A 25,001-nucleotide genomic window follows, 5' to 3' on the forward strand; every position below is an offset into this window, starting at 1 on the left:
TTTAAATGCGGAATAAGAATGTCGTTCAGGCAGGTAATAAAGCCCCACATAAAGAACAGTGTGGTAAGCGAGGCCAGTGCGAAACGGAAGTTACCCGCTCCATCGCCGACCTGGGTAGCTGCAACGCTTGGGCTGGGTGCAGTTGCCATCTTCTCTCCCCTTAAAATTCTTGCGTTTGGCAGTGCTGACCGCATTGGTGATTGACCTTTGACAGTTCTGCCACTAGATTAATGTAAGCGCTTTCATTTTTAACACTGCGTTAACCCTTGTCAACCTATTTTGCCCACGGAATGATGAGCACCATGGGCATAAATACAGGCAATAGCGCCGGGGCCGGGGTCGGTTTCAGGAACAGGACAACAATGACACAAATAATGCCTTTCACCCTGCCGGGTGATTCCGCCATGATGCAGCAAGACTTTTTATTTGGGGTGGCTACCGCGTCTTTTCAGATTGAAGGCGACATTCGCCATCGACAGCCCTGCATTTGGGATACCTTTTGCGCCACCCCCGGCAAGATTGCCGATGGCTCCGACGGCAAGGTGGCCTGCGATCACGTAAACCGCTGGCGGGAAGATGTGGGGCTGATTGACTCACTTGGGGTGGATGCCTACCGATTGTCCATCTCCTGGGGACGAGTGCTGCACAAAGACGGCAGCATCAACCGTGAAGGCATGGATTTTTACAAAGCCCTGCTCGATGAGCTTACCCTTCGCAATATCAAGGTGTTCGTGACCCTGTATCACTGGGATTTGCCGCAGCACCTTGAAGATAAAGGCGGCTGGCTGAACCGCGACACCGCGCTCGCCTTTGCCCAGTACACCCGCGCGGTGGTGCAGTCCCTGGGAGAGCGGGTTTACGCCTACTCGACCCTGAATGAGCCTTTTTGCAGTGCCTTTCTGGGTTACGAAGCGGGCGTGCATGCCCCTGGCCAACAAAGCCGCAAAGCCGGCCGGGCAGCGGCGCACCATCTGCTGCTGGCCCACGGTCTGGCGATGGCTGAAATCCGCCGGTTTGCCCCCCAGACCAAAGCGGGCATAGTGCTGAACTTCAGTCCCGCCTACGCCTTTGGCGACAACGAAGCTGACCGGAATGCGGCCCGTCTGGCCCATGAATATCACAATCTGTGGTACCTGATGCCGCTGATGGAAGGTCGCTACCCTGACATCATTGATGCACTCGACCCCGACCAAAAGCCGCCGGTGCTGCCGGGAGACATGGACATCATTCAAACCACCATGGACTACCTTGGCATTAACTACTACACCCGCAACGTCTATCAGGCAGGCGGCGATCTGGGTTTTGAAGATGTAAGGGTAGCCAATGTGCCCCGCACCGCCATGGACTGGGAAATCTGCCCCGGCGCCTTTACCGACTTGCTGAAAGATCTGTCGCGCTCCTTCAAGCTGCCCCCCATTTACATCACCGAAAATGGCGCCGCCGAAGACGATGTGCCACTTAACGGCGAAGTACACGACCCGATGCGACTCGACTATTTGCAATCACACCTGTTGGCAGTACACAGGGCAATAGAAGAAGGGGTTAATGTAAAAGGCTATTTCGCCTGGAGTTTGATGGATAACTTCGAGTGGGCAGAAGGCTACCGCAAACGATTCGGCCTGGTGTATGTGGATTACGACACCCAGAAGCGCACCCTCAAATCCAGCGCGAAAGCCTATCAGGGAATGCTTGCACACAGGCGCGCGCTGAGCCAAAAATAATAAAGGAGGTCGCCATGTTGAGCGTCAGAGAAAAAATTGCCTACGGGCTTGGCGATACTGCCAGCAATATAGTGTTCCAAACCGTCATGCTGTTTCTGACGTTTTTCTATACCGACATCTTCGGGATCTCCGCTGCTTTTGTCGGCACCATGTTTTTGGCGGTGCGCATTATGGATGCGGTGACCGACCCGCTGATGGGCTACCTTGCCGATCGCACCAACAGCCGTTGGGGCCGCTACCGCCCTTACCTGCTGTGGTTTGCCTTTCCCTTTGGTGCCATCAGCGTGCTGGCGTTTACCACCCCGGATTTGACCGAAAGCGGCAAGGAAATCTACGCACTCATCACCTATGCCCTGTTGATGCTGGCCTACACCGCCATCAATATCCCTTATTGTGCGCTCGGCGCGGCGCTGACCACCAATCCGGCCGAGCGGGTCTCTGTGCAGTCTTACCGTTTTGTGTTTGCCATGCTCGGCGGCCTGATGGTCAGTGCGCTCACCTTGCCTTTGGTGGATTTTTTCGGCCAGGGTGATAAAGCCAAGGGCTATCAACTCACCATTCTGGCCATGAGTATCATAGGCACAGTGATGTTTTTACTGTGTTTTATTGGTACCAAAGAGCGGGATTTCAGCACCGATGACAGCAGCAGCGACATGAAGGCCGCAGTCAAGGCGCTGTGGGCAAACGATCAGTGGCGGGTGCTGTCGGCGGCAGCCATCTTTTTGCTGACCGGGCTTGTGCTTAAATCCACCCTCGCCATCTATTACGTCAAGTACGTGCTTGGCCGTGAGGACATGATAAGCCTGTTCGTCACCAGCGGCGTGATAGGCAATATTTTTGGGGTTGGGCTAGCCAAGAAACTGGCCGACAAAGTCTGTAAGGTGAAGGCCTATATCCGCCTGCAACTGATAGCGGCCGCGCTGTGCCTGCTGGCCTGGTTTGTGCCCGGCGAGCAATACCTGCTGGCACTGGTGCTGTATATCGCCTGGAACTTCACCATCAACATGGGCACCCCGTTGTTGTGGGCCAAAATGGCAGATACCGTGGATTACGGCCAGTACAAAACCGGTGTGCGCACCACGGGCCTGGTGTACTCGTCGGTGATTTTCTTTATCAAGCTTGGCCTTGCCATTGGTGGCGCCCTCGCCGGTTGGCTGCTGGCCGCCTACGGCTATCAGGCCGATGTCAGTCAGAGTCAGCAAACCCTTGATGGCATGGTGCTGTGTTTTACCCTGTATCCGGCGCTCGCTTCAATCGCGGTTGCCTTTGTCATGCGACACTATACACTGGACAGTCAACGCGTTGCGCAAATCAGTGTGGCGCTGGAACAAAAACATTCAGGCACATAGCAGTTCAAGGAAAGCCAGCTCTTATGGCCACAATTTATGACGTTTCCTTCCTGGCAGGCGTGTCGCTGGCGACCGTCTCCCGGGTAGTCAACAACACCGGTAAAGTCAGCGAAAAGACCCGCCAAAAAGTCCACGATGCCATGGCGCAGCTGGACTACCGCCCCAACACCATCGCCCAGTCTCTGGCGTCCAATCGCTCCAACAGCGTTGGGGTATTGGTGTCCCAGCTCGATGGTCCGTTTTACGGCCCCATGATGCGGGAAGTGGAGTCGGCGCTGCGGGCGGCCAATAAGCACGTGATCATTGCCGCCGGCCACAGCGACGCCGCCCAGGAAAAAGAGGCGGTGGAGTTTCTGCTCTCCCGCGGCTGTGATGCCCTGATTGTGGATGCCGAAATCCTCTCCAATGAATATTTACAGGAGCTGTGCAGGGGCAAAACCCCGGTGGTGCTGATTAACCGTCATGTGGACGGCATTGAAGAGCGCTGTGTCCACCTGAACAACCTGCAGGGTGGCCTGCTGGCCAGCCGTCATGTACTCGCCCACGGCCATAGCCGCATTGCTTACATTTCCGGGCCGCTGTTTAAACTCGATGCCAGAGAGCGCCTCGAAGGGCATAAACAAGCGTTGGCGGAAAAGGGGCTTGAGTTTGATGATGCCTTGTTCTTCGAAGGGGATTTCCGTGAAGAAGGCGGCTTTGAAGGTATGGCGGCGCTGCTCGAGCGCGGCGTCCCTTTCAGTGCTGTGGTCTGTGCCAACGATCAGATGGCCTCAGGAGCTATCGCGCTGTGCCTTGAGCGAGGCCTGCGGGTGCCTGAGGATATCTCCTTTGTGGGCTTCGATAATATCCCCTTCCCCCGCTATATCTCGCCCAAGCTCACCACTGTGTGCAACCCCATCCAGGACATGGGCCGCATGGCCGCCAACTGGGTATTAAAAGAGGTTTACGATAACAGTGAGGTCAGCTTTCACCATCGCTTTGAACCCGAGCTGGTTGTGCGTGAATCTGTGCAGTCACCGAGCGCAACCTAGACAACAAATGAAAGCGCTTTCAATTTTTCAGGCGAGCCAAGGTGCTCGCCTGATTCATTAAAAAACAAAATAATTACAAAAACCTGCGCCAAGTTCGCTTGAATCTTCCCACCACGGCAAATAAACATTTTTTCAACAATTCAACTGAGAGTGGTTGACATAAAAATACCGGCATCATAATTTATGTAAGCGCTTACATTTACACTTGCAGGCGAAGTGGTATGCAAACCTGTAAGCTTTACAACAATAGCGTCCCGGGCTGCACTGCGGCCACGGGTCTCTGGGAGAGGAACCTGATGCGACAATTAGAATTCAAAAAATCAAAGCTGGCGACCGGGGTATCCCTGGTGCTGGGCTTGCTGTCTGCCCTACCCGCCATTGCCGAAGAAGCCCCTGCGGCTGAAGGCGATATCGAAGTTATCCAGGTCACCGGGGTGCGCGGTTCACAGGCCAAGGCCATGGAACTCAAGCGCCAATCTGCCGGTGTGGTTGATGCCATTTCCGCCGAAGACATAGGTAAGTTCCCCGACACTAACCTGGCCGAGTCTTTGCAGCGGATCACCGGTGTATCCATTGACCGAGTCAATGGCGAAGGCAGCAAGGTAACAGTGCGTGGCTTTGGCCCTGACTTTAACCTGGTGCTGCTCAATAACCGCACCATGCCTACTGCCCAGGTGGCTGGCGAGTCGACCCGCTCATTCGAATTTGCCAATCTGGCATCCGACGCCGTCAGCGGCGTGGAGATCTACAAAACCGGCAAAGCCGATATCAGCTCAGGCGGCATTGGCTCTACCATCAACATCCGTACCGCCCGCCCCTTCGATACCCGCGATCTGGTGGCCAGCGTTGGCGTGAAAGCCCATCACGATACCAGCGTGGAAGATGGCAGCTCCATCACCCCGGAAATTTCCGGTATTTTCAGCAACACCTTCATGGATGACACCCTGGGCCTGGGGTTCAACGCCTCTTATCAGAAGCGTGACAGCAACACCAAAAACGCCAATATCTCAGGCTGGCGCCAGAACATCGATGGTGAACTGAACCCCAACGCTGTGGTGGTAAACGAGAACAAAAACCCCTACGGCAACACCTTCTATGCCCGTAACATCGGCTTTGCCAGCCAGGACACAGAGCGTGAGCGCACCAACGCCCAGCTGGTGTTCCAGTACGCGCCATCCGATGCGGTGGAAATGACTCTGGATTACACCTACTCCAAGCTGTCTGACGTATCCAACACCGACACCTGGGGCCTGTGGTTCTCGGGTCCAGGTAACGCCACCTATGCCCATATCAACGAAAACGGCACCTTCGATTATGTGACCGAAGTGGGCGGCGACTATTCAGGCACCATGCATCAGAATGCCTCGGACAACATCAACAAGTCGCTGGGCTTCAACATCGAATGGCAAGCCACAGACAATCTGCAGCTGAGCTTTGATGCCCACAACTCCAACGCCAGCGCCGAAGGCACCCTGGGCAACAGCGCCGACAATGTCTTTTTCATCCTTGGTGCCCTGAACGTAGCCGACAAGACCTATGACGCCACCGGCACCGAGATCCCGCTGCTTAGTGCAAACTATGCCAGCCTCAACCCCAACGGTGAGCCGCACCTGCTGCCCGAGCACTATGCGTCCCTGTTTGCCGGGGTGCGCGCCGGTCGTAACGAAACCGACGTAGACCAGTATCAGTTCGATGGTCACTGGGTAAATGAAAACAACGACGCCCTGTCTTCAATCGACTTTGGTGTGTCTTTCACCTCCATGGAAACCCATGCGCAGGGCTCTTACACAGGCCCCATCAGCGCCGGCTGGTACGGTAACATGGGGCTGTGGAAGGATGATGTAAGCTACGTCGGTCTGGGCTCAGACTTCCTGTCTGATTTCAGCGGTGGCGGCAACGACATGCTGATCCCCTACTACTACACCTACGATCAGCAGGCTGCCATGGACAAGGCTCAGGCCCTGTATGATGTCCAGTACGTGGCTGCCCCCTGGCAGGACGACCACCTGATCAAAGAAGACACCGCAGCCGCCTATGTGCAGGTAAACATTGACAGCGAATTCAACAACATGCCTTTGAATATCGTTGCCGGTTTACGATACGAGCAAACCGATGTCACCGCCAGCTCCATGCAAAAAGAAGCGCAGCAACTGGTGTGGCTCAACCCCACCGAGTGGCAGACCGTCTATGCCGATGACTTCTCTTACAGCCATGAAACCCATGACTATAAAGAGTTTCTGCCAAACCTCGACATCAACCTAGAAATGGTCGACAACCTGATTGCGCGCTTCAGTTACAGCCGTACTATCACCCGTCCGACCCTGGGTTCAATGCGCGCTACCACCGCACTGACCCCCATTCCAAAAGTCGGTTCCCGTACCGGTTTCGCCGGTAACCCATCGCTGAAGCCGTTCAGCTCCAACAACATCGACCTGTCGCTGGAATACTACTACGATGACGCCAGCTACGTGTCTGTGGGTTACTTCAACAAGGAAGTGGAAAACTTCCTGATGAACACCATCGAAACCGTGAAATACGATCACCTGCGTGACCCTTATGTTGGCCCTGCGGCCGAGCAGGCCCGCGCCGAGCTGATTGCCAACAACCAAACCCCAAGTGATGAAGCCGTGTTCCAGTGGCTGATTGACAACGGTTACGGCAATGCCGACGGCCGTGTACCTCAGTCAGGTGCCGATCCTGTAGCCGACTGGAACATCAGCAAGCCAAACAACGTTGAAGATCTGAACATCAACGGCGTTGAGCTGGCCTGGCAGCACTGGTTCTGGGACACAGGCTTTGGTTTCGCCGCCAACTACACCCTGGTAGACGGTGACACCGAGTATGACGTGGAGCGCGTGGACGAGCAGTTCGCCCTGCCCGGCCTGTCTGACTCGGCCAACCTGTCGGTGTTCTATGAAAAAGAAGGTTTGCAGGCGCGTCTGGCCTACAACTGGCGTGACACCTTCCTGTCAGGCATGGGTCAGGCAGAAGCCGGTGGTCCTGCGCCTCAGTTCACCGAAGCCTATGGCCAGCTGGACGTCAGCGTGAGCTACCAGCTCACCGACAACCTGTCCATCTTCGCCGAAGGCATCAACGTGCTTGAGCAGGAAAAACGCGTCTACGGCCGTTACGAAGAGCAAATGCTGCTGGCGCAGCAGAACGCCGCCCGTTACTCCATTGGCGCACGTTACAACTTCTAATCCTTTGTGTACTGAAGTGGGAAAACCCCGGGCCAACACCGCAAGGTCGCGGCCCACGGGTGAGGTCTTTGCCGCGGCATCTGCCGCGGCTTTTTTTATCTTCGCCGCCAAGGCTGGTACACTCTGGGCAAAATCAGAAAGAGCCAACGCCACCGCGGACGGCTCCATTGCAATTGAGAGTGTCATGCAAGGAACATTGAGAAAAATGCGCACCGGGCTCGATGAGCAGGGCCTGGCCAGTTACCGCTTGCCGGTAGGCGATGCAGAAATCGCCCTTAACCCATTGATTGGCAAACCGCTTAAGCTTATCTATTCCGGCAATATCTACTGCTGCAACTGCGGTAAAAAGACCAAAAAGAGCTACTCGGAAGGTCACTGCTATGTGTGCATGCAAAAGCTTGCCAGCTGCGATATGTGCATCTTAAAGCCCGAAACCTGCCACTACGATCAGGGTACCTGCCGCGAGCCTGAATGGGGCGACAGCCACTGCTTTGTGCCGCATTTTGTGTATCTGTCCAACACCTCGGGGCTGAAAGTGGGTATTACCCGCCACACCCAAATTCCAACCCGCTGGATAGATCAGGGGGCCACCCAGGGCCTGCCAATCCTCAAGGTGGCCAGCCGTAAGATTTCCGGCCTGATTGAAGTGGAAATTGCCAAACACGTGGCCGACAAAACCCACTGGCAGGCCATGCTGAAAGGCAACAATGCGCCAATGGATTTGGCGGCCGAGGCGTCGCGTTTACTCGCCGAAGTGGCGCCGGTTATCGAGGCTATCCGCGCGGACTTTGGTCAGGATGCGGTGCAACTGCTGGGCACTGAAGCACAAGCCATTGATTTCCCGATTAATGAATTCCCGACTAAGGTAAAGTCTTTCAACCTCGACAAAGAGCCGCTGATTGATGCAGTACTGACCGGCATTAAGGGCCAATACCTGATTTTTGATAGCGGCGTTATCAATATCCGCAAATACACGGGTTACGAAGTCAGTTTCGAGTACTGAACAGAAACCTTGAGTGCTGAACTGAAATCTTGACTCAGCAATAAAAAACGCCGGGCAATGCCCGGCGTTTTTTTATTGCCAATCGGCTTTTCGGTCAGAACCGCACCCGCGCCCCCAGGGAGTAACGGCTGCCATACTGACGGGCAAACAGGAACTGCTCTTCAAAGCGGCCATAGCCCTGCTCGGTTTCGTTGTTGAGGTTAATGCCCTCAAAGAACACGGTCAGATAGTCGTTCACATCGTAGTTGATGCTGGCATCCAGCTGGCCAAAGGCCTTGGCATACTGCGGCGGCGCATCGGCTGAACCCTGGGACTGCCCCACCCCAATCAGGTAGCTGTCACGCCAGGCGTAAGTGAGCTTCACTGACAGACCATCTTTCTCATAAAACGCCTGGAAGTTGGCCGAATCGCCGATACCACTGAGAGGATTTTGCGGCGCCAGACTATAGGGGTCATAGGTCACATCCCCTTCGACGAAGGTCCCGTTTACCCCCACACCAAAACCGCTTTCACCGAACACATGCTGCAGTGCCAGCTCTATCCCCTGCACTGTTTTGCTATCGCTGTTAAAGGGGCTGGTGATATCCCATACAATCAGCGGATCTGTATCCAGCGGCACTATCTGACCATCAGCATTGCCGTGACCATTGGCTATCATCTGCGCAAAAATGCTGTTTTCGCTCACAGGCGTGCCGGCGGCCTCTAGCTGGCTGATGGCCTCCTGATAGCGTGGGCTGTTATAAACGTCGTGCAAACCGTCAATGGTTAGCTGGGTGGTCTTTTGCGACACATAGTTATCGGCGTACTTTTTAAACAGGCCTACCGATGCGTAACTGGCATCGCCATAGTAATACTCAAACGACAAATCCAGATTCACCGATTCCAGCGGCAGTAGCCCGGGGTTCCCCAAACTTCCGCGGCGGGCACCGATTTTAGGGCTGCCGCTTAAGCTTCTGCCAGCCACCATATCGCCAAGCAACGGCCGGGAAATGGTCTTGCCTGCCGAGAAGCGCACCACCACATCCTCCAGCGGCTCGGCGCTGATATCCAGCATTGGCAGCCAGACATCATAGTCGCCGCCCTGGGTGAAGTAGTTATCATCACCGCCGGGGGCATATTGCATGATCCACTCAGTGGGACTGGCCCACACCACCTGGCTCTCAACCCGCTGCTTCACTGTGCTTGAAGCGTCTGTCTGTTCGTACCTGAGGCCGAGATTCACAGTCACAGGAACATCACCAATATCAAAGCCCCATTGGGTGGCGAGATACAGCGCCAGGGTCTTTTCTTCCACCAGGCTGGAACTGTCTATGCCATCGAAATAGGGGTCGATAGAGTAATAGTTGTCTCCGGCCACCTCGGGGGTGATAAACGCAAGCTGCCTCGCCACCGCTTCATCAAAATTGAAGCTGTAGTAGTAATTGGGCATAAGCTCGCTGCCACCGCCACCGAGGGCATCCAAAAGCCCGGAAGCATCCTCAAGCACAAACATGGCATCGGGGAAGATTTCGGCGTAGGACGGATTAAAGCCCGGACCGCCGCGCAGCCCGCTCCAGGCCGTGGTACCCGAAATCGTCTGCTTGGTGTAGGCCGCACCAAAGTCCACCTTCACCAGATGCTCGCTGAACTCGGGATACCAGTTGCTGTTGAACTGCAGCTGCTCGATTTCGCTCTTGCCAGGAGAGTGAATAAACTGACTGAAGTTGGAGTCGATATCACCCGCATCCAACTGATTGGTGCCATTGTTCCAGTTAATCAGGAAGTGTGGCACTTCCCCCGAGCGATAATCATAGACTTTGGAAATCAGCTTATCTGAACCCAAAATCACCTGACCTGCGCTGCCAAGGCCGGTATCGGCACCATTATCGATTTCGTTTGAGGAGTTGTGGTAGTCCAGGGTGAAGCGCCAGGCTTCGTTGGGGCTCCAGTCGATATTCAGACCAATGGAGTCGGCATTCACCTCAGTGGTGCTGCGATTGGCGGTAAATGAGCCATCGCCACCGCGGATATCGGAGTAAAGCGCAGTGCCGTTGGCATCCAGCTCATAGCCAATCACGGGGGCGCCGTCGGTGGACGAGTTCCAGATACCCCAGCCAAATCCGTTTGCAGCGGTCAACGCCCGGGTCACCACATAATCGGCGGTCAGAACCAGGTTATCGGTGGCCACAAACTGCAGCGTAACCATGCCGTTGGTGCGCTCACGCTCTACGTCATTGATGCTGAAGTTCATATCCCGCGGGAAAAAGAAGGGGGCAACTTCATTACCCTCTGCATCTCTGAACAAAGACACCAGATTGCCTTCACTGCCGCGGGCGCGGTTATCGATACCCCGGTCGGCTGCCAGTGTTGGCAAACGGCCGTTGTCGGTTTGGGCAATCCAGCCCTGACTGTTGGCGGTTTGCTGCTGGAAATCACGCTCCTGATGGGATACGGAAACCATAACGCCAAAACGGTCGTCCATCAGGGTGTTACTGTAAATCGCCGCCAGCTCGGGCGTCACATCATCCCCAACGACATTGGACTCGTCGTAGATGCCTTTGGCTGAAAAGGTAAAAGCCTGGCCTGGGTTATCCAGCGGTTTGTGGGTAATGATGTTAACTGTGCCACCCAGGCCACCTGTGGGCACATCGGCGCGGGCGGTTTTCACCACTTCCAGGGTTTTTACGCCCTCGGATGACAGATTCTCAAGGTTGTATGAGCGGGTGTAGCCGGTGCCCGGCATCTGGCGCCCGTTAAGGGTGATAAGGTTAAACTCGGGCCCAAAGCCGCGCACCGTGATTTGGCTGCCCTCACCGTTGGCACGGCTGACCGTGACCCCGGTGATCCGCTGCAAGGATTCCGCGAGGTTGGTGTCGGGGAATTTCCCTAGCTCCTCGGCAGAAATCGCATCCACTACGCCATTGGCACCACGCTTTAAATCCATAGAGCGATACAAACTGCCCTTAATACCACGGATTTCAATCACTTCGATAACAGCTTCGCCGGCGTTGTCGTCACCTGCCTGCAGCTCATTGGCCTCGTCTGCGGCCAGGGCAAGTGGCATGGCACCCACGCCGAGAACCGCTGCCAGCACGGCGGACAACCGGTTACGCTTGAATTTCGTCTCTAACATAATTGCCTCGTATTCTTTTCGCTGTGGCCTTGCCGGGCGCATTCGTGGCCCGGCTGGCTTAACCCATTGATGGACTGAGGAGAAAGCTCTCCTTAAGGTGTGCCTATCAGCGCATTGTCGAGCCGAAATACAGCGCCGTTACCTGTGCCCCAGGCAGGGAACACCATCACCACATCGATGGCACTCGCATCCAGTCCCGCATCCGCCAGGGTTTGCAGCGGGAAGGTGTAGGTCTGCCATTGACCCACCACAGGCGCCACGCCTTCCTGACTGTCGGAAAGATTAAGCTCCACCGCCGTGGTGGCATCACCGGACTCAATCTTGAATTTCCACACAGACGTCGGGTCGCTCGGCGCCGACACCAGCTTCATCTCAAAGCGCACCACGCCACTTGCTACAGCTGCCGCCGCATCGTAATAAACGCCATCATCGGCAAAGAAACCCACCACGGTTGGCTGCGAGCCAATCACGTACTCGGCCACGGCGCCATGGGCAGCATCATCGGCTTCCACTGTAGGAGTTGAGCCGCCGCAGCAATCCCAGATGGACCAGGCATCGGCCACATTATCGGCAAACAGGGTCAGCGCATTCATGGCAGCGGCCGAACCCGGCTGATGAATTTTCACGTTATCGATGCGATACACAGCCCCTTCACCCTGTCCCCAGGCAGGAAACACCATCAGCACATCAATGGCACTCAAATCCAACCCGGCATCGGCCAGAGTCGATAAACGGAAGCTGAAGGTTTGCCACTCGGCACCCGGTGCCACCCCTTCAATGCTGCTGGTTAATGGCAGCTCCACCGCGCTGGCGGCATTATCAGACTCGACTTTGAACAGCCAGGGCGCATCGGCCACATTAGGGGCGCTCACCACTTTCAAATCAAACTGCACCACGCCGTTTTCATACAGAGACGATGCATCAAAGGGATTGCCACCTCCGCCAAGCTCAGTGCGATTGATAAAGCCCATCACTGTGGGGCTGGCGCCAATGCTGAACTCGGACACAATGCCGTGCTCAGCATCGTCGGAGACCACCTGAGGGGTAGAACCGCCGCAGCAGTCCCACAGCGGCCAGTCGGGGTTTTCGTTGTCAGTAAACACGGTCAGCGACGACAGACTGGCATCGGTGCGGGCAATCTTGACTTCATCGAGCAGGTATTCTGCGCCATTGCCAGTGCCCCATGCCGGGAACACCATCACCACGTCGATGGCCGACAAATCAAGGCCTTTTGCTGCAAGTTCAGACAGCGGGAAGCTAAAGGTTTGCCACTGGCCCACTGCAGGCGCAACGCCTTCACTGCTTGCCGTCAGCGGCAGCTCGACGGCGGTGGCGCCCTCGTTGCTTTCAGCCTTCATCATCCAGGTCGAGTTGCTGTCTGCCGGTGCGCTCACCACCTTCATGGCAAAGCTGAGTACGCCTGTGGCCTCAATCGGCGCCGCATCGAAGGGGCTGGGCACGCCGGCGGGGTCGGTAATAAAGGCCGAGCGGCTGATAAAGCCGTTAACCGTGGGGCTTTCACCAACCACAAAACGATATACGGCGCCCTTGTCGGCATCATCCACCAGGCTTGGGGTCGAGCCGCCACAGCAATCCCAGGCGGGCCAGTTGGGGTTGGGGGTGCTGTCAAAAATCAGCAGATCTTTTGGCGTGCCATCAGAAGGAGGCACAGGTACTGGCGCCTTACCTTCCACCAGCGCATCGTCTGGATTGTCGTAGCCCGGACGCACGGTTTCGCAGCCCTTGCCGGTATCCGGGTTGGCGGCGCACTGATAAACCCGCACAAAATCAATCTGGTACTTATTGCTTTCGCTAAAGGCACTGTCATCGATACCGGTCTCGTTCACCGACACAGGCCAGTTGCCGCCCACGGCAAAATTCACAATAAGGTGGAATTTCTCATCGAAGGGCGCATCAGACCAGCTCAGTGCCAGCTCACCGCTGGACTGATCGTAATACTCGGTAAACCAGCCCTTGTGGGCCAGACCCACAGCTTCGCCCTTGGCGTTATATCTGAGCTCCGAGCGGCGCTGGGTCGCATAGAGGTAATCGTCCACATACCAGCGAATTTCCCCCTGCTGCCACTCAATGGCATAGGTGTGAAAATCGTCTGCCGGATTCACCCCATCTGGCAATTGGTAAGCCTTGCCGGACTGCTCATTTTTGGGCCATTCGCGGCCATAATGCAGGGTGCCGTGCACATGGGCTTCACTGTTGCCATCAGCGTCGGCGGCCTTGAGATTAACAGCCTCGACGATGTCGATTTCACCGCTTCTGGGCCAGATGCCATAGACATTGTCGCTGGGCAGCATCCAAAACGCCGGCCAGCTACCCTGCCCCGATGGCAGCTTGGCGCGCATTTCGATGCGGCCAAAGGTAAAGTCTGCCTTGCCCTTGGTGCTGAGTCTTGCCGAAGTGTAGGGCTTTTCGGCGCCTTCCGGCGCTTTGAGCGCCACAATATTCAAGATGCCGTCGGCAACGTAAGAGTTTGCCGCATCGGCGGTATAGCACTGCGACTCCTGGTTACCGCCGCCGGCGCAGTCCACCTCATGCGCCCACTTGGCCGCATCTATGCTGCTGCCTTCAAACTCGTCGCTCCACACCAGCTCCCAACCGGTCGCGGGGCCTTCGAGGTTGACCGCATCCAGCTTGGTATCTGTGTTGGTGTCCCCTCCGCACCCCTGCAGCGCCGCCACCAGGAGTCCGAAGGAAAGGTATTTGGTCGTTCCAGAATTCTTCATCATTATCGGAGCCCAACCCACTGTGTTTTATGGATAAAGTTAGCTTTGTCAGCGCTACCTACTGCCGATGTTTCCTTCTGAAACCAAATGTAAGCGCTTACATTTGTATAAATTAAGTAAAGAAACTGTAAAGATCAACCAGAATTTTTAGCGGCAGTCATTCGCTCCGCCACCAAACCGCTGTCGCAGCACTGGCAAGCTCATAGGAAATCGGCCGCACTGAATCGCGAATGGCATGGCAAACGGCGGGATCGGCCTTAGGATTTGCTGACGGCTTGGTGAGTCAATGGCGTTAGTGATATGCGTCAGAGAGTCGTATCCGCAAGTGGCTGCGGTCTGCGCTGATGCAAACGCCCTGATGAAAATGCGCTTGTGAAAATGCGCATATGAAGAGATGTGTGGAAGAGAGCTATGCGGAGGAAGACAATACGGAGGAAATCGATACGATGGAAAAATGCGCTCAAAAGGCAAATAAAGCGACGTTTTTCAAATGCCACAAATACAAATGCCCGCCCCTGAAACAGAGCAGGCATTTTGGCGGAGCCAAGCTACAGTAAAAGGCGTCTTCAGAACCCTATCTGAGCTTATTCGGATTTATCTTTGTCGTCGTTCTTACCCATGATGTCCACATGGGCCTTTTTCGACATGCCAAGCAATGCCATTTCCTGGCTGCCCATGGAGTCGTAATTCAGCTCAATTTTCTTGAGTTTGGCATCGCCTTTTGGCACACCAATCACCCGGCTGGCGAGACCTTTGCTTAGCACACCCAGGTTATCCACCACTTTCACCGAACCGTCAGACATGTGCAGGCTGATCTTATGCAGATTCACTGTGCCCTGGGTGCATACCAGCTTGATATGGGTGACGTTCTTCTCGCCAAACTGTGGAGTAACCTCGTCGGTTTCCGATTTGTAGTTCACCACCTTATCGGCAATCTTGAACCATTCGGCAGCCATGGCTGGCATGGTTACCAGCGAAATGGACAGGGTCAGGGCTGCGGCGAAAATAGATGATGTTTTGCGTTTCAAAGACATAATTCCTCCTGAATGCGGGTATATCCCTTTAAATTCACCAAACCGGGAGTCAATTTCCCGTATCCGATCCTGTGAGAGTAATCCCCAACAGCGCAGATTACCAGTGGCCAAAGGTCGGTTTTCGCGCTGGCTCACATTTGCTTTAAGCCGCTGTAACTGCGGCACAATTTTTTAACCTTTGTAAATAATGTGAATGTATTATTGATAGTGATTATCATTCCCGAGATTTTTATAACGAAGGAATGAGAGATGAAGTACTCCCCTGTTGCCCTGGCCCTGTCCTCACTGGCGGGCCTCGCGACGCTCCCTGTGGCTGCCGAAACCCAAGCTCAGGCCGCTGACAACGCCCAGCCTGTCGAGCGCATGATAGTCACCGGCAGCCGTGTGCCCGAACGCCTCGATGAAGTGCCCTCCTCAGTAACCCTGGTGGACAGCGCAACTATCGCCACCGAAATGAGCATCAGCTCGGAGCTGCAAAATCTGCTGGCGGTGCGGGTACCGGGCATGTCCCCTGCCACCGGCACCTCAAGCAACGCAGGGCAAACTCTGCGCGGCCGTAAAGCATTGATTCTGATTGATGGCGTGCCGCAGTCCACCCCACTTAGAAATGGCTCGCTGGATATCCGCTCCATTGATATGAACGCCATCGAGCGTATCGAAGTCATCAAGGGCGCCACCTCGATTTACGGCAATGGCGCGGCGGGCGGTATCATCAACTACATCACTAAAAAGCCCGGCGCCGGTGGCGGCATCAATGGCACCCTGGGCGTGTCCAGCCGCTTCAGTGCCGTCAAATTTGAAGATAGCGCCGGCAGCCGAATCGAAGGTGCCCTCGACGGCGTCAGCGGCGATTTTGGTTATCTGGTCAGCGCCAGCCGCGAAGAATACGGCCTGCAGCGCGACGCCGAAGGCGATGTGCCCGGCTTGGTTTATGGGCTGTCGGAAACCACCTCACAAAACCTGTTCACTAAATTCCGCTTTGATTTTGATGATGAAAAATCACTGCAGCTTACCTACAACTATTTCGAGTCACAGCAGGATGCCGATTTGGTGGATGTGACCGGCAGCGTCAACACGGGTCAGAAAACCTATGCCATCAAGGCCGAAAATCCCTCGGCCCGCAAAGGTGTTCCCCAGGGGCCCGACGGCAACCACAACCTGATGCTCAAGTACGAAGATCTGGCGCTGTTTGACAACACCCGTCTGGCTATCGATGCCTACGGCCAGAAAATTAACAACGTGTTCTTCTATAGCGCCAGCCTCGCCAACCCCGAGCAGGGATTTGACGGCGGTCAGTCGATTATTCGCTCAGAAAAGCGCGGCCTGCGCGCCAACTTCAACTCAAGCTTTGAGCTTGCCAGCAGCGAACTTGACCTCATCTACGGCGTGGATTACCTGCAGGATGTCTCCAGTCAACCGCTGGTCGACGGCCGCATGTGGGTGCCGGAAATGGACATGCAAAATCTGGCCTTCTACCTGCAAACCAAGTGGTTAATCAGCGACGACTGGGTGCTTAAAGCCGGTGTGCGCCGGGATCAGATGACGATTGCAGTCGAAGACTATCAGACCCTGCGAGTCTGTCGAAGCCAGACCCAGTGCTCCACACCGGTGGATGTGCGCGGCGGCGATGTCGATTTTGATGCCACCACCTATAACATTGGCCTGAGATACAATGGCAGTGAGCTGCTCAGCCCCTTTATCAGCTTCTCTCAGGGCGCCGATGTGTCTGATCTGGGACTGCTGCTGCGCACCGCCACCGTGGACGATTTGGCCAAAATCCAGTCCCAGGCGGCCTTGATTGATAACTACGAAGTGGGCTTCTCCGGCGATTGGCAGGAGCTCAGTTACTCGGCAGCGGCCTTTATCAGCAAATCTGAGCTTGGCACCCGTACCGTGCTCAATCCGGCCACCGGCATTTACGAGCCGGTACGCGCCCCCCAGGAAATCAAGGGTTTCGAACTGGCGGCAAGCTATGCCCTCAGCGACGCGTTGACGCTCGGCGCCAACTACGCCTGGATGGAAGGCAAGGATACCGATCAGGATATTTACCTCGACGGCCAGGCCATCACCCCGCCGAAATTCGCCGCCTTCCTCGACTGGGACGCCTTCGATAACGCCCGCCTGTCGTTAAGCTGGCTGTATGTCGGCGACCGTAAGCGCTTTGAGCCGGTCAACGGCCAGTACACCGGCAGCCAGGGGCCGGTAGACAGCTATTCGCTGCTGAATCTTGCCGCCAGCTATCGTATGGATCAGTTGCTGTTTAGCCTCGGGGTCGAGAACCTGTTGAATGAAGACTATTATTCAGCGCGATCTCAAGCCTTTACCTTCCCCGGTTACAACACCAAGGGTTTGGGTACCACGGTCAATCTGGGCATGAAGTGGTCTTTCTGAGCCTGAGCAATATGTGAAAAAAGCAGCCCCTGGGCTGCTTTTTTATTTGCGTGTTGGCAGCGAGGTTTCTACCATGTGCGTCCAACCGGCAAAACCGAGCCCCAGAGACCAGCCAAGATGTCCGAACAGCAGGAAATTCAGGCCATCACCGATGAGACCCGCGCCTGGGTCACCAAGGTGATCATGAAATACAATATCTGCCCCTTCGCCCGCCGCGAAGTGGAGCGCAACAGCATCCGCTATCTGGTGTGTGAAGAAACCCGCATGGAGCACGTATTGCAAGCCCTGCTGGATGAATGCCAGTTCCTCGATGCCCATCCCGAAGTGGAAACCAGTCTCTTTATTCTGCCGCGGGGATTCGAGGGCTTTTACCTCTATCTGGATCTGCTTGGCATTGCCGAAGACCTGTTGGTTGAAGAAGGCTTTGAAGGCACCTATCAGTTGGCGAGCTTCCATCCTGACTATTGCTTCGACGGCGAGCCGCAGGACGATCCGGCCAACTTCACCAACCGCGCCCCCTATCCCACCTTGCATATCATCCGCGAGGAAGGCATGGCGGCAGCCCTGGCAAGTTACAACGAGCCGGAAAGCATCCCGGAGCGCAATATCGCTTTTGCCCGCCGCAAGGGCAGCGAGTTTTTTGTTCGCCTGCTGCAAGAGTGCAAAAAGCCGGACTGAGTCCGGCTTTTTCATGCTGCGCTCAACCCGCTGGCGGGCTTTGATGATGGTGCAACTCTTCATCCTGAGTGGCCAGCACCTTTTCATAGCCCTTGGGCGGCGGCGTCCAGCCGCTCAAACTGCGGCTGTGACCATCCATCCGGTCTTTGCCCATATCTTCCACCAGCGCCGCCTCAAGCTTCATAAACAGGTTCAGATAGCGCTCGCGCCGGTCAAGGTTGTCCCGCATCTCAAACCAGGCTTCGTACAGCTCGCCCGCATGGGCCTTCTCACGCTCCACCATGGCGGTTTTACGTTGCTCGGCAACAAAAGGATGCAACCCAAGGCGCGTCAGTGCCTCACCGCCCATATTCAGCGCCGAGTGGAAGGTTTCGCTCACCACCCAGTCGGCCCCGGCTTCGGTCAGTGCGTAGGTGTGGCCCCGGTCAAAGGCGCGCGCCAGAATCACCACCTGCGGATAATGATGCCGCACATGGCGCACAAGCTCAGTGGCGCCCTCCACATCATCAATGGCTACCACCAGCATCTTGGCCGACTCAATGCCTGCGGTGTGCAACAGTTCAGGGTTACTGACATCGCCGAAGAAACTCTTCATCTGAATGTCCCTGAGCCGCTCAACCTGAGCATATTCATGGTCCAGCACCACGGTTTTTACGCCATTGGCCCTGAGCAGACGATTGACTATCTGGCCGAAACGACCGATCCCGGCAATGATCACCGGCCCCTGCTCATCGATGGTGTCAGCCTGACGCTCATTGGCACTGCGGGTGACCCTTGGCAAAATCACCTTTTCAAACAGAATAAAGAGCCCTGGGGTTAAAAACATGCTGAGTGCCACCACCATCGACAGCAAGGCCCCAAGCTCGCTGCCAAAAATCCCCTGTTGCTGACTGTAGCCAAGCAGCACAAAACCAAACTCACCCGCCTGGGCCAGCGACAGCGCAAACAGCCATTTATCCGAGCCTGACAGATGAAAGATTTTAGCCAGCACCAACAGCACCAACGCCTTAATCAGCATCACCCCAAGGGCTAATCCCAGCACCAGCGCAAACTGTGACAGCAGCATCTCAAAATCGATGCCCGCGCCCACCGTGATAAAAAACAGCCCCAGCAACAAGCCCTTGAACGGCTCTATGGTGGACTCAAGTTCATGACGAAACTCACTGCTGGCAAGCACCACGCCGGCAAGGAAGGTGCCAAGGGCCGGTGACAGGCCCACCAGGCTCATCAGCGCTGCAATGCCAATCACCAACATCAGCGCAGCAGCGGTGAACACTTCCCGCAGGCCCGAGCGGGCCACATAACCAAAAAGCGGCCGGGTCAGGAAGCGGCCGCCAAATACCACGGCGGCAATGGCGCCAAGCACCACCAGGGCATTGGCCCAGCCCGGCAAACCTGCCACCAGCGACATATCCTCATGGCCGCTTTCGGCGACTGGGGCACTTATTGCCAGCAACGGCAAAATCGCGAGGATTGGGATCACTGCTATGTCCTGAAACAGCAGCACCGAGAAACCGCTGCGGCCACCTTCTGTTTTGGCAAGGCCCTTTTCATTCAGCGATTGCAGCACTATGGCTGTGGACGACATGGCGAGGATCATCCCGAGCGCCAGCGCTATCTGCCAGGGCTGACCGAGCGCCAACGCAAGCCCCGCCACCGCGCCTGTGGTAAGCAGCACCTGCAGTCCGCCCAGGCCAAGTAGCCGCTGACGCATCTGCCACAGCTGCTTGGCATCAAGCTCCATGCCCACCAAAAACAGCATCAACACCACACCAAACTCTGCAAAATGCTGAATACTTTGTGTTTCTTGCCCAACCAGCCCCAGCAGCGGCCCAATGGCGACCCCGGCGACCAGATAGCCAAGCACAGAGCCAAGCCCCAATCGCTTGGCCAGGGGCACCGCCAGCACGGCGGCGAGCAAGTAAACAAATGCCTGCAAAAAAATGCCTGTCATGACAAAGCCTCCCAGCCATTGAGCAGCCCCGCCGCTGCGGCTTGCTCATCCGGCAGCGCCCCTGCCACCAGTTTTTCAAGCAAGCGGCGCCAGCGCTCCAGGTGGGGCTCGAGCCGGTCTTCCTCCAGCGCCGAACGGGCGCCAAATATCGCAAACGGCGGCAGATAAGCCATGCCGGTGAGCGAGGCAGTTTGCTCAAGGGGTGACAGCAAGGTTCTGAGACCAAAATGGTTATAACCATCCGGACTGTAGGATGCTTCGCTGCCACCGGCACTGATGGCACAAAAAAACGGTTTGCCGTGCAGCTTGTCGCCCCTGGCGCCATAGGCAAAGTTGTATTCCAGCACCAGATCCTGCCACTCCTTGAGCAGCGACGGGGTGGAGTACCAAAACAGCGGAAACAGAAAAATCAGTACCTTATGCTTAAGCAGCCGCTGCTGCTCGGCCTGAATATCGATATTGAAGGTGGGATACTCAGCGTATAAATCCACACAGGTGACACCTGGGGTATCGCAGGCAATGCGGTACATTGGCAGGCAGACTTCCGAGCCTGTCTGCCCCGGATGGGCAAACAAGACCAGGACCGAATTGGATGTTGCTTGATTCATGAATGAAAGACCCCTGGGCATCTGCGTGCCCTCAACGGATTGGAGATGGGCTGACAATACGCCTCGTCAGCCCGAAAGCGGAATTACTTGAGCGAGTGCATGCCTATCATGTTGCCTTCAGTGTCTATGGCAAGGGAGATAAATCCATATTCGCCGATGGACATCTTGGCGCGCTGCACCTGGCCGCCCGCCCCCACTACCCGCGACTCCTCCATGGCGCAGTCGTCACAGGCAAAATACACCAGGGTACTGTTGCCGCCCGCATCGAAACCCGGCATATGCACCAGTGCGCCACTGGCGCCGTACTGGCTCATCTCAGACGGAAAGAACCACATTTCAAAGCCATTTTCATCGGGGATGGGGATTTGCTCGAGGCTGACGCCAAACACGGCCTCGTAGAATGCGCGGGCCCTGCCAATGTCATTCACATAGATTTCAAACCAGGAAACGGGATTTTTCGCCATTGGCTTCTCCTAATATGCGAGTGGCGCCGCAGCACAACACGGCTCTTCAACAGAATTTCCTTCCAAACAAGGATTCAGTTAAAGGGATTTTTACTGATAAAACAACCCCACTCGTCAAAGACACTCTGGCTACGCCTAATCTCAGCCACAAAAAAAGCCGGCACAGGCCGGCTTTTTCATCAGCAAAGGGTATCAGTTTTCGATCCCTTTGCTGCGCAGGAACTCATCGTAGGTGCCTTTGAAATCGGTCACACCATTTGGGGTGATTTCAATAATGCGGTTGGCCAGTGAGCTTACGAAGGCGCGGTCATGCGATACGAAGAACAGGGTGCCTTCGTACATTTCCAGCGCGTTGTTGAGTGACTCAATGGATTCCATGTCCAGGTGGTTGGTGGGTTCGTCCATCACCAGGATGTTGGGCTTTTGCATGATCATTTTGCCAAACAGCATACGACCCTGCTCACCACCGGACAGCACCTTGACTGATTTCTTGATGTCGTCGGCGCCAAACAGCATACGACCCAGAATACCGCGAACGGCCTGCTCGTCGTCGCCTTCTTTCTTCCACTGGCTCATCCAGTCGAATACGTTCAAATCGTTTTCAAAGTCACTGGCGTGATCCTGAGCGTAGTAACCGATAGAGGCGTTTTCAGACCAGTGGATAGTGCCTTCATCCTGTGGCAGTTCATGGATGAGTGTGCGTACCATGGTGGTTTTACCGGCACCGTTCTCACCGAGGATGGCAATGCGCTCACCCACTTCGGCAATCAGGTTGAAGTTTTTAAACAGCGGCTCGCCATCAAAACCCTTGGTCAGGTTCTCAACCACCAGCGCGTTACGGAACAGTTTCTTTTCCTGCTCGAAACGGATGTAGGGGTTAACGCGGCTTGAGGCTTTCACTTCGTCCAGCTTGATTTTCTCAATCTGCTTGGCGCGGGAAGTGGCCTGCTTGGCTTTGGAGGCGTTGGCAGAGAAGCGCGACACGAAGGTCTGCAGCTCAGCAATCTGAGCCTTCTTCTTGGCGTTGTCGGCCAGCAGGCGCTCACGGGCCTGAGACGCAGCCGTCATATATTCATCGTAGTTGCCCGGATACACACGCAGCTCACCGTAGTCCAGATCCGCCATGTGAGTACACACAGAGTTCAGGAAGTAACGGTCGTGCGAGATGATGATCATGGTGCTGTTACGCTGATTCAGCATGTCCTGCAACCAACGGATGGTGTCGATGTCCAGGTTGTTGGTTGGTTCGTCGAGCAGCAGCACGTCCGGATCGGAAAACAGTGCCTGCGCCAGCAGCACACGCAGTTTCCAGCCGGGCGCTACTTCGCTCATGGGGCCGAAGTGTTGCTCAAGCGGAATACCCACGCCCAACAGCAGTTCGCCGGCGCGGCTTTCGGCGGTGTAACCGTCCATTTCCGCGAACTCCATCTCAAGCTCGGCCACCTTGATGCCGTCTTCTTCACTCATTTCAGGCAAAGAATAGATACGGTCACGTTCCTGCTTCACGGCCCACAGTTCTTTGTGGCCCATGATAACAGTATCGATTACGCTGAACTCTTCGTAGGCGAACTGATCCTGATTCAGCTTACCCAGACGCTCGTTGGGATCCAGATGAACGTTACCGCCGGACGGCTCAAGCTCACCGGCGAGGATCTTCATAAAGGTGGATTTACCGCAACCATTGGCACCGATAAGGCCGTAGCGGTTGCCGTCACCGAACTTGACGGAGATGTTTTCAAACAGTGGCTTGGCGCCGAACTGCATGGTGATATTGGCGGTTGTGATCACGGGCTGGTTTCCGTTTGTCTGTAGGCCGAGGCAGGCGCCTGCGGCGAAAATCCCAAGGGTTAAGCATAAGCCTACCCTCTGATAAAGCGCGGTACTATAACACCCCTGCGTGAATTATCAACCGACTTGCGGCCGCACGCCAAATGCCGCCAATATAGTCGGGTAAAAAATAAAAATCGGCGCCTATATAAGGAGAAGCGAATGGTCCGGCTGGAAAAGATGACTGCATCAACTCGCCCCCTCGCCGAAGCGCTGGAAGTGGCCCCGGAGCAATTGCGCTTTGTGGGCACCATGGAAGAAATCCTCGCCATCGCCGGTGGCGCCATAGTGCCTGTGCTGGTGTGGCATCAAACTGACACTGCCACGACTGATACAGCCGAGACTGCAAACGGCGAACACCTGGTGGGCTTTTTTCTGCTGGATAAGGAATACAGCCTGGAGCATGGCTTTGCCAAGGCCAGCGATTTAGGTTTCAGGGCATTTCTGATTGATGTGCACCACCAGGGCAAAGGCCTTGCCAGGGCGGTAATGCAGGCGCTGCCGCAGTTTATTCAGGCGCGCTACCCGCAGTTTGGGCGCCTGGTATTAACCGTCAATCTTAAAAATATCCCAGCACGGGATCTTTATCTTAAAAATGGCTTTATCGACAGCGAAAGCCATTATCTGGGCGGCAGCGCCGGGCCGCAGCACATTCTTTATTTGCCGCTGGGTTAACCAAGGCGAGCACAAGGCATTTAGCACAAGGCACTTAGCACAAGGACTGTTTATGACAACAACGTCTGCCACCGAGCCGCAAACCGCGGTAACACAGGGCCATGGCCCCAGCCCCGATAACCCGTTTCCGATGGAAGGCTTTCCACAGGTGTGCTTTATCAAAAACACCATCAGCAATCCCAATATTCAGGTGGGCGATTACAGCTATTACGACGACCCAGAGGACAGCGCCAACTTTGAGCGCAACGTGCTGTATCACTTCCCCTTTATTGGCGACAAACTGATTATCGGTAAATTCTGCGCCATCGCACGTGGGGTTAAGTTCATTATGAATGGTGCCAACCACCCCATGGCGGGGGCAAGCACCTACCCGTTTTTCATTTTCGGCAACGGCTGGGAGCAGGCGGCGCCTGAGCCGGGGGAACAGCCCTTTAAAGGCGATACCGAAATCGGCAACGATGTGTGGATAGGTTATGAGGCACTGATTATGCCTGGGGTAAAAGTGGGCAATGGCGCCATTATCGCAAGCCGCTCAGTGGTCACCTCAGACGTGCCCGCCTATGCCATCGTTGGCGGTAACCCGGCCAAAATCGTGAAGATGCGCTTTGATGACCAAGACATTGCCCGACTTGAAGCTATCGCCTGGTGGGAATGGCCTGTAGACAAGATTTCTGCCCATCTGCTGGATATCAAAAATGGCAATCTTGAAGCCCTCAGCGCCGCGAGTTGCCAGTGGCGAACGCTTAAGGCGAACGCTTAAAATGCGCCAACTCAAAGGGCTAATGGTTGCTCCTTTGCAATCCCTTCCACCACAGCAGCGCCAGCATGATATCGACGCTGGCTCAAAACGCGCCCCACCACCAGGGCGCCGCGTCGCTCGCCAGCAGTAAATCGTAAACTCCGTGACCAAGCAGCGCCGCAGGCAGCACAGGCGCTTGCCTTTGTGACCAGAATGCCAGGGCCCCAAACACCAACGTAGCGACAAGTTCATGGCCCACCATAGTCCAAGCGCCCTGTTGCAGCGCTAAAGCCTCATCAAAGCCGCCAGCGGCAGACGTCACAAACTGAGCAAACAGGGCGAACAGGGCAAACACCAGGTGATAGAGCGGAAAGCTTGCCAGAAGCAGCACCCTCGCAAACGGGCGCTGAAGCGCTGAATGGCGGGCAAGCCAATATCCGCTGAGTATTCCTGTAAGAATGGCAAGCAGCATTG

Annotated in this window: 17 protein-coding genes and 1 pseudogene; 9 read left to right on the plus strand and 9 right to left on the minus strand. The window is 55.6% G+C overall.

What is annotated here, in order from left to right:
- A pseudogene (locus tag MJ923_RS19795) lies at positions 1–149 on the minus strand (glucose/galactose MFS transporter); the annotation flags it as partial.
- Between the two features lie 225 nt (positions 150–374).
- On the opposite strand from MJ923_RS19795, the gene MJ923_RS19800 reads away from it, so the two are divergent.
- The 5 genes from MJ923_RS19800 (at position 375) to MJ923_RS19820 (ending at position 8,304) form a co-directional block, all read left to right on the plus strand.
- Positions 375–1,721 (plus strand): GH1 family beta-glucosidase, encoded by a 1,347-nt coding sequence (locus MJ923_RS19800; RefSeq protein WP_240592608.1) that lies wholly within the window; start codon positions 375–377, stop codon positions 1,719–1,721.
- Between the two features lie 14 nt (positions 1,722–1,735).
- On the plus strand, positions 1,736–3,070 hold the full coding sequence (locus MJ923_RS19805) for a glycoside-pentoside-hexuronide (GPH):cation symporter (protein WP_240592566.1): 1,335 nt from the start codon (positions 1,736–1,738) through the stop codon (positions 3,068–3,070).
- A gap of 23 nt (positions 3,071–3,093) precedes the next feature.
- The gene (locus tag MJ923_RS19810; protein ID WP_240592567.1) at positions 3,094–4,101 is read left to right on the plus strand and encodes a LacI family DNA-binding transcriptional regulator; all 1,008 of its coding nucleotides are present in this window, start codon (positions 3,094–3,096) and stop codon (positions 4,099–4,101) included.
- Between the two features lie 296 nt (positions 4,102–4,397).
- Positions 4,398–7,301: a TonB-dependent receptor gene (locus MJ923_RS19815; protein ID WP_240592568.1), complete on the plus strand. Its 2,904-nt coding sequence runs from the start codon at positions 4,398–4,400 to the stop codon at positions 7,299–7,301.
- Between the two features lie 184 nt (positions 7,302–7,485).
- Positions 7,486–8,304, plus strand: coding sequence for a DUF2797 domain-containing protein (locus MJ923_RS19820; protein WP_240592569.1), 819 nt, complete (start codon positions 7,486–7,488; stop codon positions 8,302–8,304).
- A 94-nt stretch (positions 8,305–8,398) separates the two neighbouring features.
- Here MJ923_RS19820 and MJ923_RS19825 read toward each other — a convergent pair whose 3' ends face one another.
- From MJ923_RS19825 to MJ923_RS19835, 3 genes are all read right to left on the minus strand, one after another.
- Complete coding sequence (locus MJ923_RS19825; protein WP_240592570.1) at positions 8,399–11,416, minus strand: TonB-dependent receptor; 3,018 nt, start codon at positions 11,414–11,416, stop codon at positions 8,399–8,401.
- 92 nt (positions 11,417–11,508) lie between these two features.
- Complete coding sequence (locus MJ923_RS19830; protein WP_240592571.1) at positions 11,509–14,160, minus strand: glycoside hydrolase family 16 protein; 2,652 nt, start codon at positions 14,158–14,160, stop codon at positions 11,509–11,511.
- Between the two features lie 581 nt (positions 14,161–14,741).
- Positions 14,742–15,191: a hypothetical protein gene (locus tag MJ923_RS19835; protein WP_240592572.1), complete on the minus strand. Its 450-nt coding sequence runs from the start codon at positions 15,189–15,191 to the stop codon at positions 14,742–14,744.
- Between the two features lie 249 nt (positions 15,192–15,440).
- On the opposite strand from MJ923_RS19835, the gene MJ923_RS19840 reads away from it, so the two are divergent.
- Positions 15,441–17,582: a TonB-dependent receptor gene (locus tag MJ923_RS19840; RefSeq protein WP_240592573.1), complete on the plus strand. Its 2,142-nt coding sequence runs from the start codon at positions 15,441–15,443 to the stop codon at positions 17,580–17,582.
- 117 nt (positions 17,583–17,699) lie between these two features.
- The gene (locus MJ923_RS19845) at positions 17,700–18,260 is read left to right on the plus strand and encodes a DUF1415 domain-containing protein (RefSeq protein WP_126166502.1); all 561 of its coding nucleotides are present in this window, start codon (positions 17,700–17,702) and stop codon (positions 18,258–18,260) included.
- Positions 18,261–18,282: 22 nt separating this feature from the next.
- Here the strand turns inward: MJ923_RS19845 and MJ923_RS19850 are convergent, their stop codons facing one another.
- The 4 genes from MJ923_RS19850 to MJ923_RS19865 all read right to left on the minus strand — a co-directional run bounded on the left by MJ923_RS19850 (position 18,283) and on the right by MJ923_RS19865 (position 23,074).
- Positions 18,283–20,214, minus strand: coding sequence for a monovalent cation:proton antiporter-2 (CPA2) family protein (locus MJ923_RS19850; protein WP_240592574.1), 1,932 nt, complete (start codon positions 20,212–20,214; stop codon positions 18,283–18,285).
- On the minus strand, positions 20,211–20,822 hold the full coding sequence (locus MJ923_RS19855) for an NAD(P)H-dependent oxidoreductase (RefSeq protein ID WP_240592575.1): 612 nt from the start codon (positions 20,820–20,822) through the stop codon (positions 20,211–20,213). The genes MJ923_RS19850 and MJ923_RS19855 overlap by 4 nt, the downstream gene beginning before the upstream one ends.
- A gap of 83 nt (positions 20,823–20,905) precedes the next feature.
- Positions 20,906–21,286 carry a VOC family protein gene (locus MJ923_RS19860; protein ID WP_240592576.1) on the minus strand — a complete coding sequence of 127 codons (381 nt, stop codon included), beginning with the start codon at positions 21,284–21,286 and terminating at the stop codon, positions 20,906–20,908.
- A gap of 192 nt (positions 21,287–21,478) precedes the next feature.
- Positions 21,479–23,074 (minus strand): ABC-F family ATPase, encoded by a 1,596-nt coding sequence (locus tag MJ923_RS19865; RefSeq protein ID WP_126166498.1) that lies wholly within the window; start codon positions 23,072–23,074, stop codon positions 21,479–21,481.
- 201 nt (positions 23,075–23,275) lie between these two features.
- Here MJ923_RS19865 and MJ923_RS19870 point away from each other — a divergent pair, with 201 nt between their 5' ends.
- Both MJ923_RS19870 and MJ923_RS19875 read left to right on the plus strand, forming a co-directional pair.
- Positions 23,276–23,788 (plus strand): GNAT family N-acetyltransferase, encoded by a 513-nt coding sequence (locus MJ923_RS19870; protein ID WP_240592577.1) that lies wholly within the window; start codon positions 23,276–23,278, stop codon positions 23,786–23,788.
- Between the two features lie 52 nt (positions 23,789–23,840).
- A complete protein-coding gene (locus MJ923_RS19875) occupies positions 23,841–24,548 on the plus strand; it encodes a Vat family streptogramin A O-acetyltransferase (RefSeq protein WP_240592578.1) in 708 nt (235 codons plus the stop codon).
- A gap of 82 nt (positions 24,549–24,630) precedes the next feature.
- Here MJ923_RS19875 and MJ923_RS19880 read toward each other — a convergent pair whose 3' ends face one another.
- Positions 24,631–24,999, minus strand: coding sequence for a hypothetical protein (locus tag MJ923_RS19880; RefSeq protein WP_240592579.1), 369 nt, complete (start codon positions 24,997–24,999; stop codon positions 24,631–24,633).
- Positions 25,000–25,001 lie beyond the last annotated feature (2 nt).

It is taken from the genome of Shewanella zhuhaiensis, from assembly GCF_022484835.1.
Lineage (GTDB): Bacteria > Pseudomonadota > Gammaproteobacteria > Enterobacterales > Shewanellaceae > Shewanella > Shewanella khirikhana.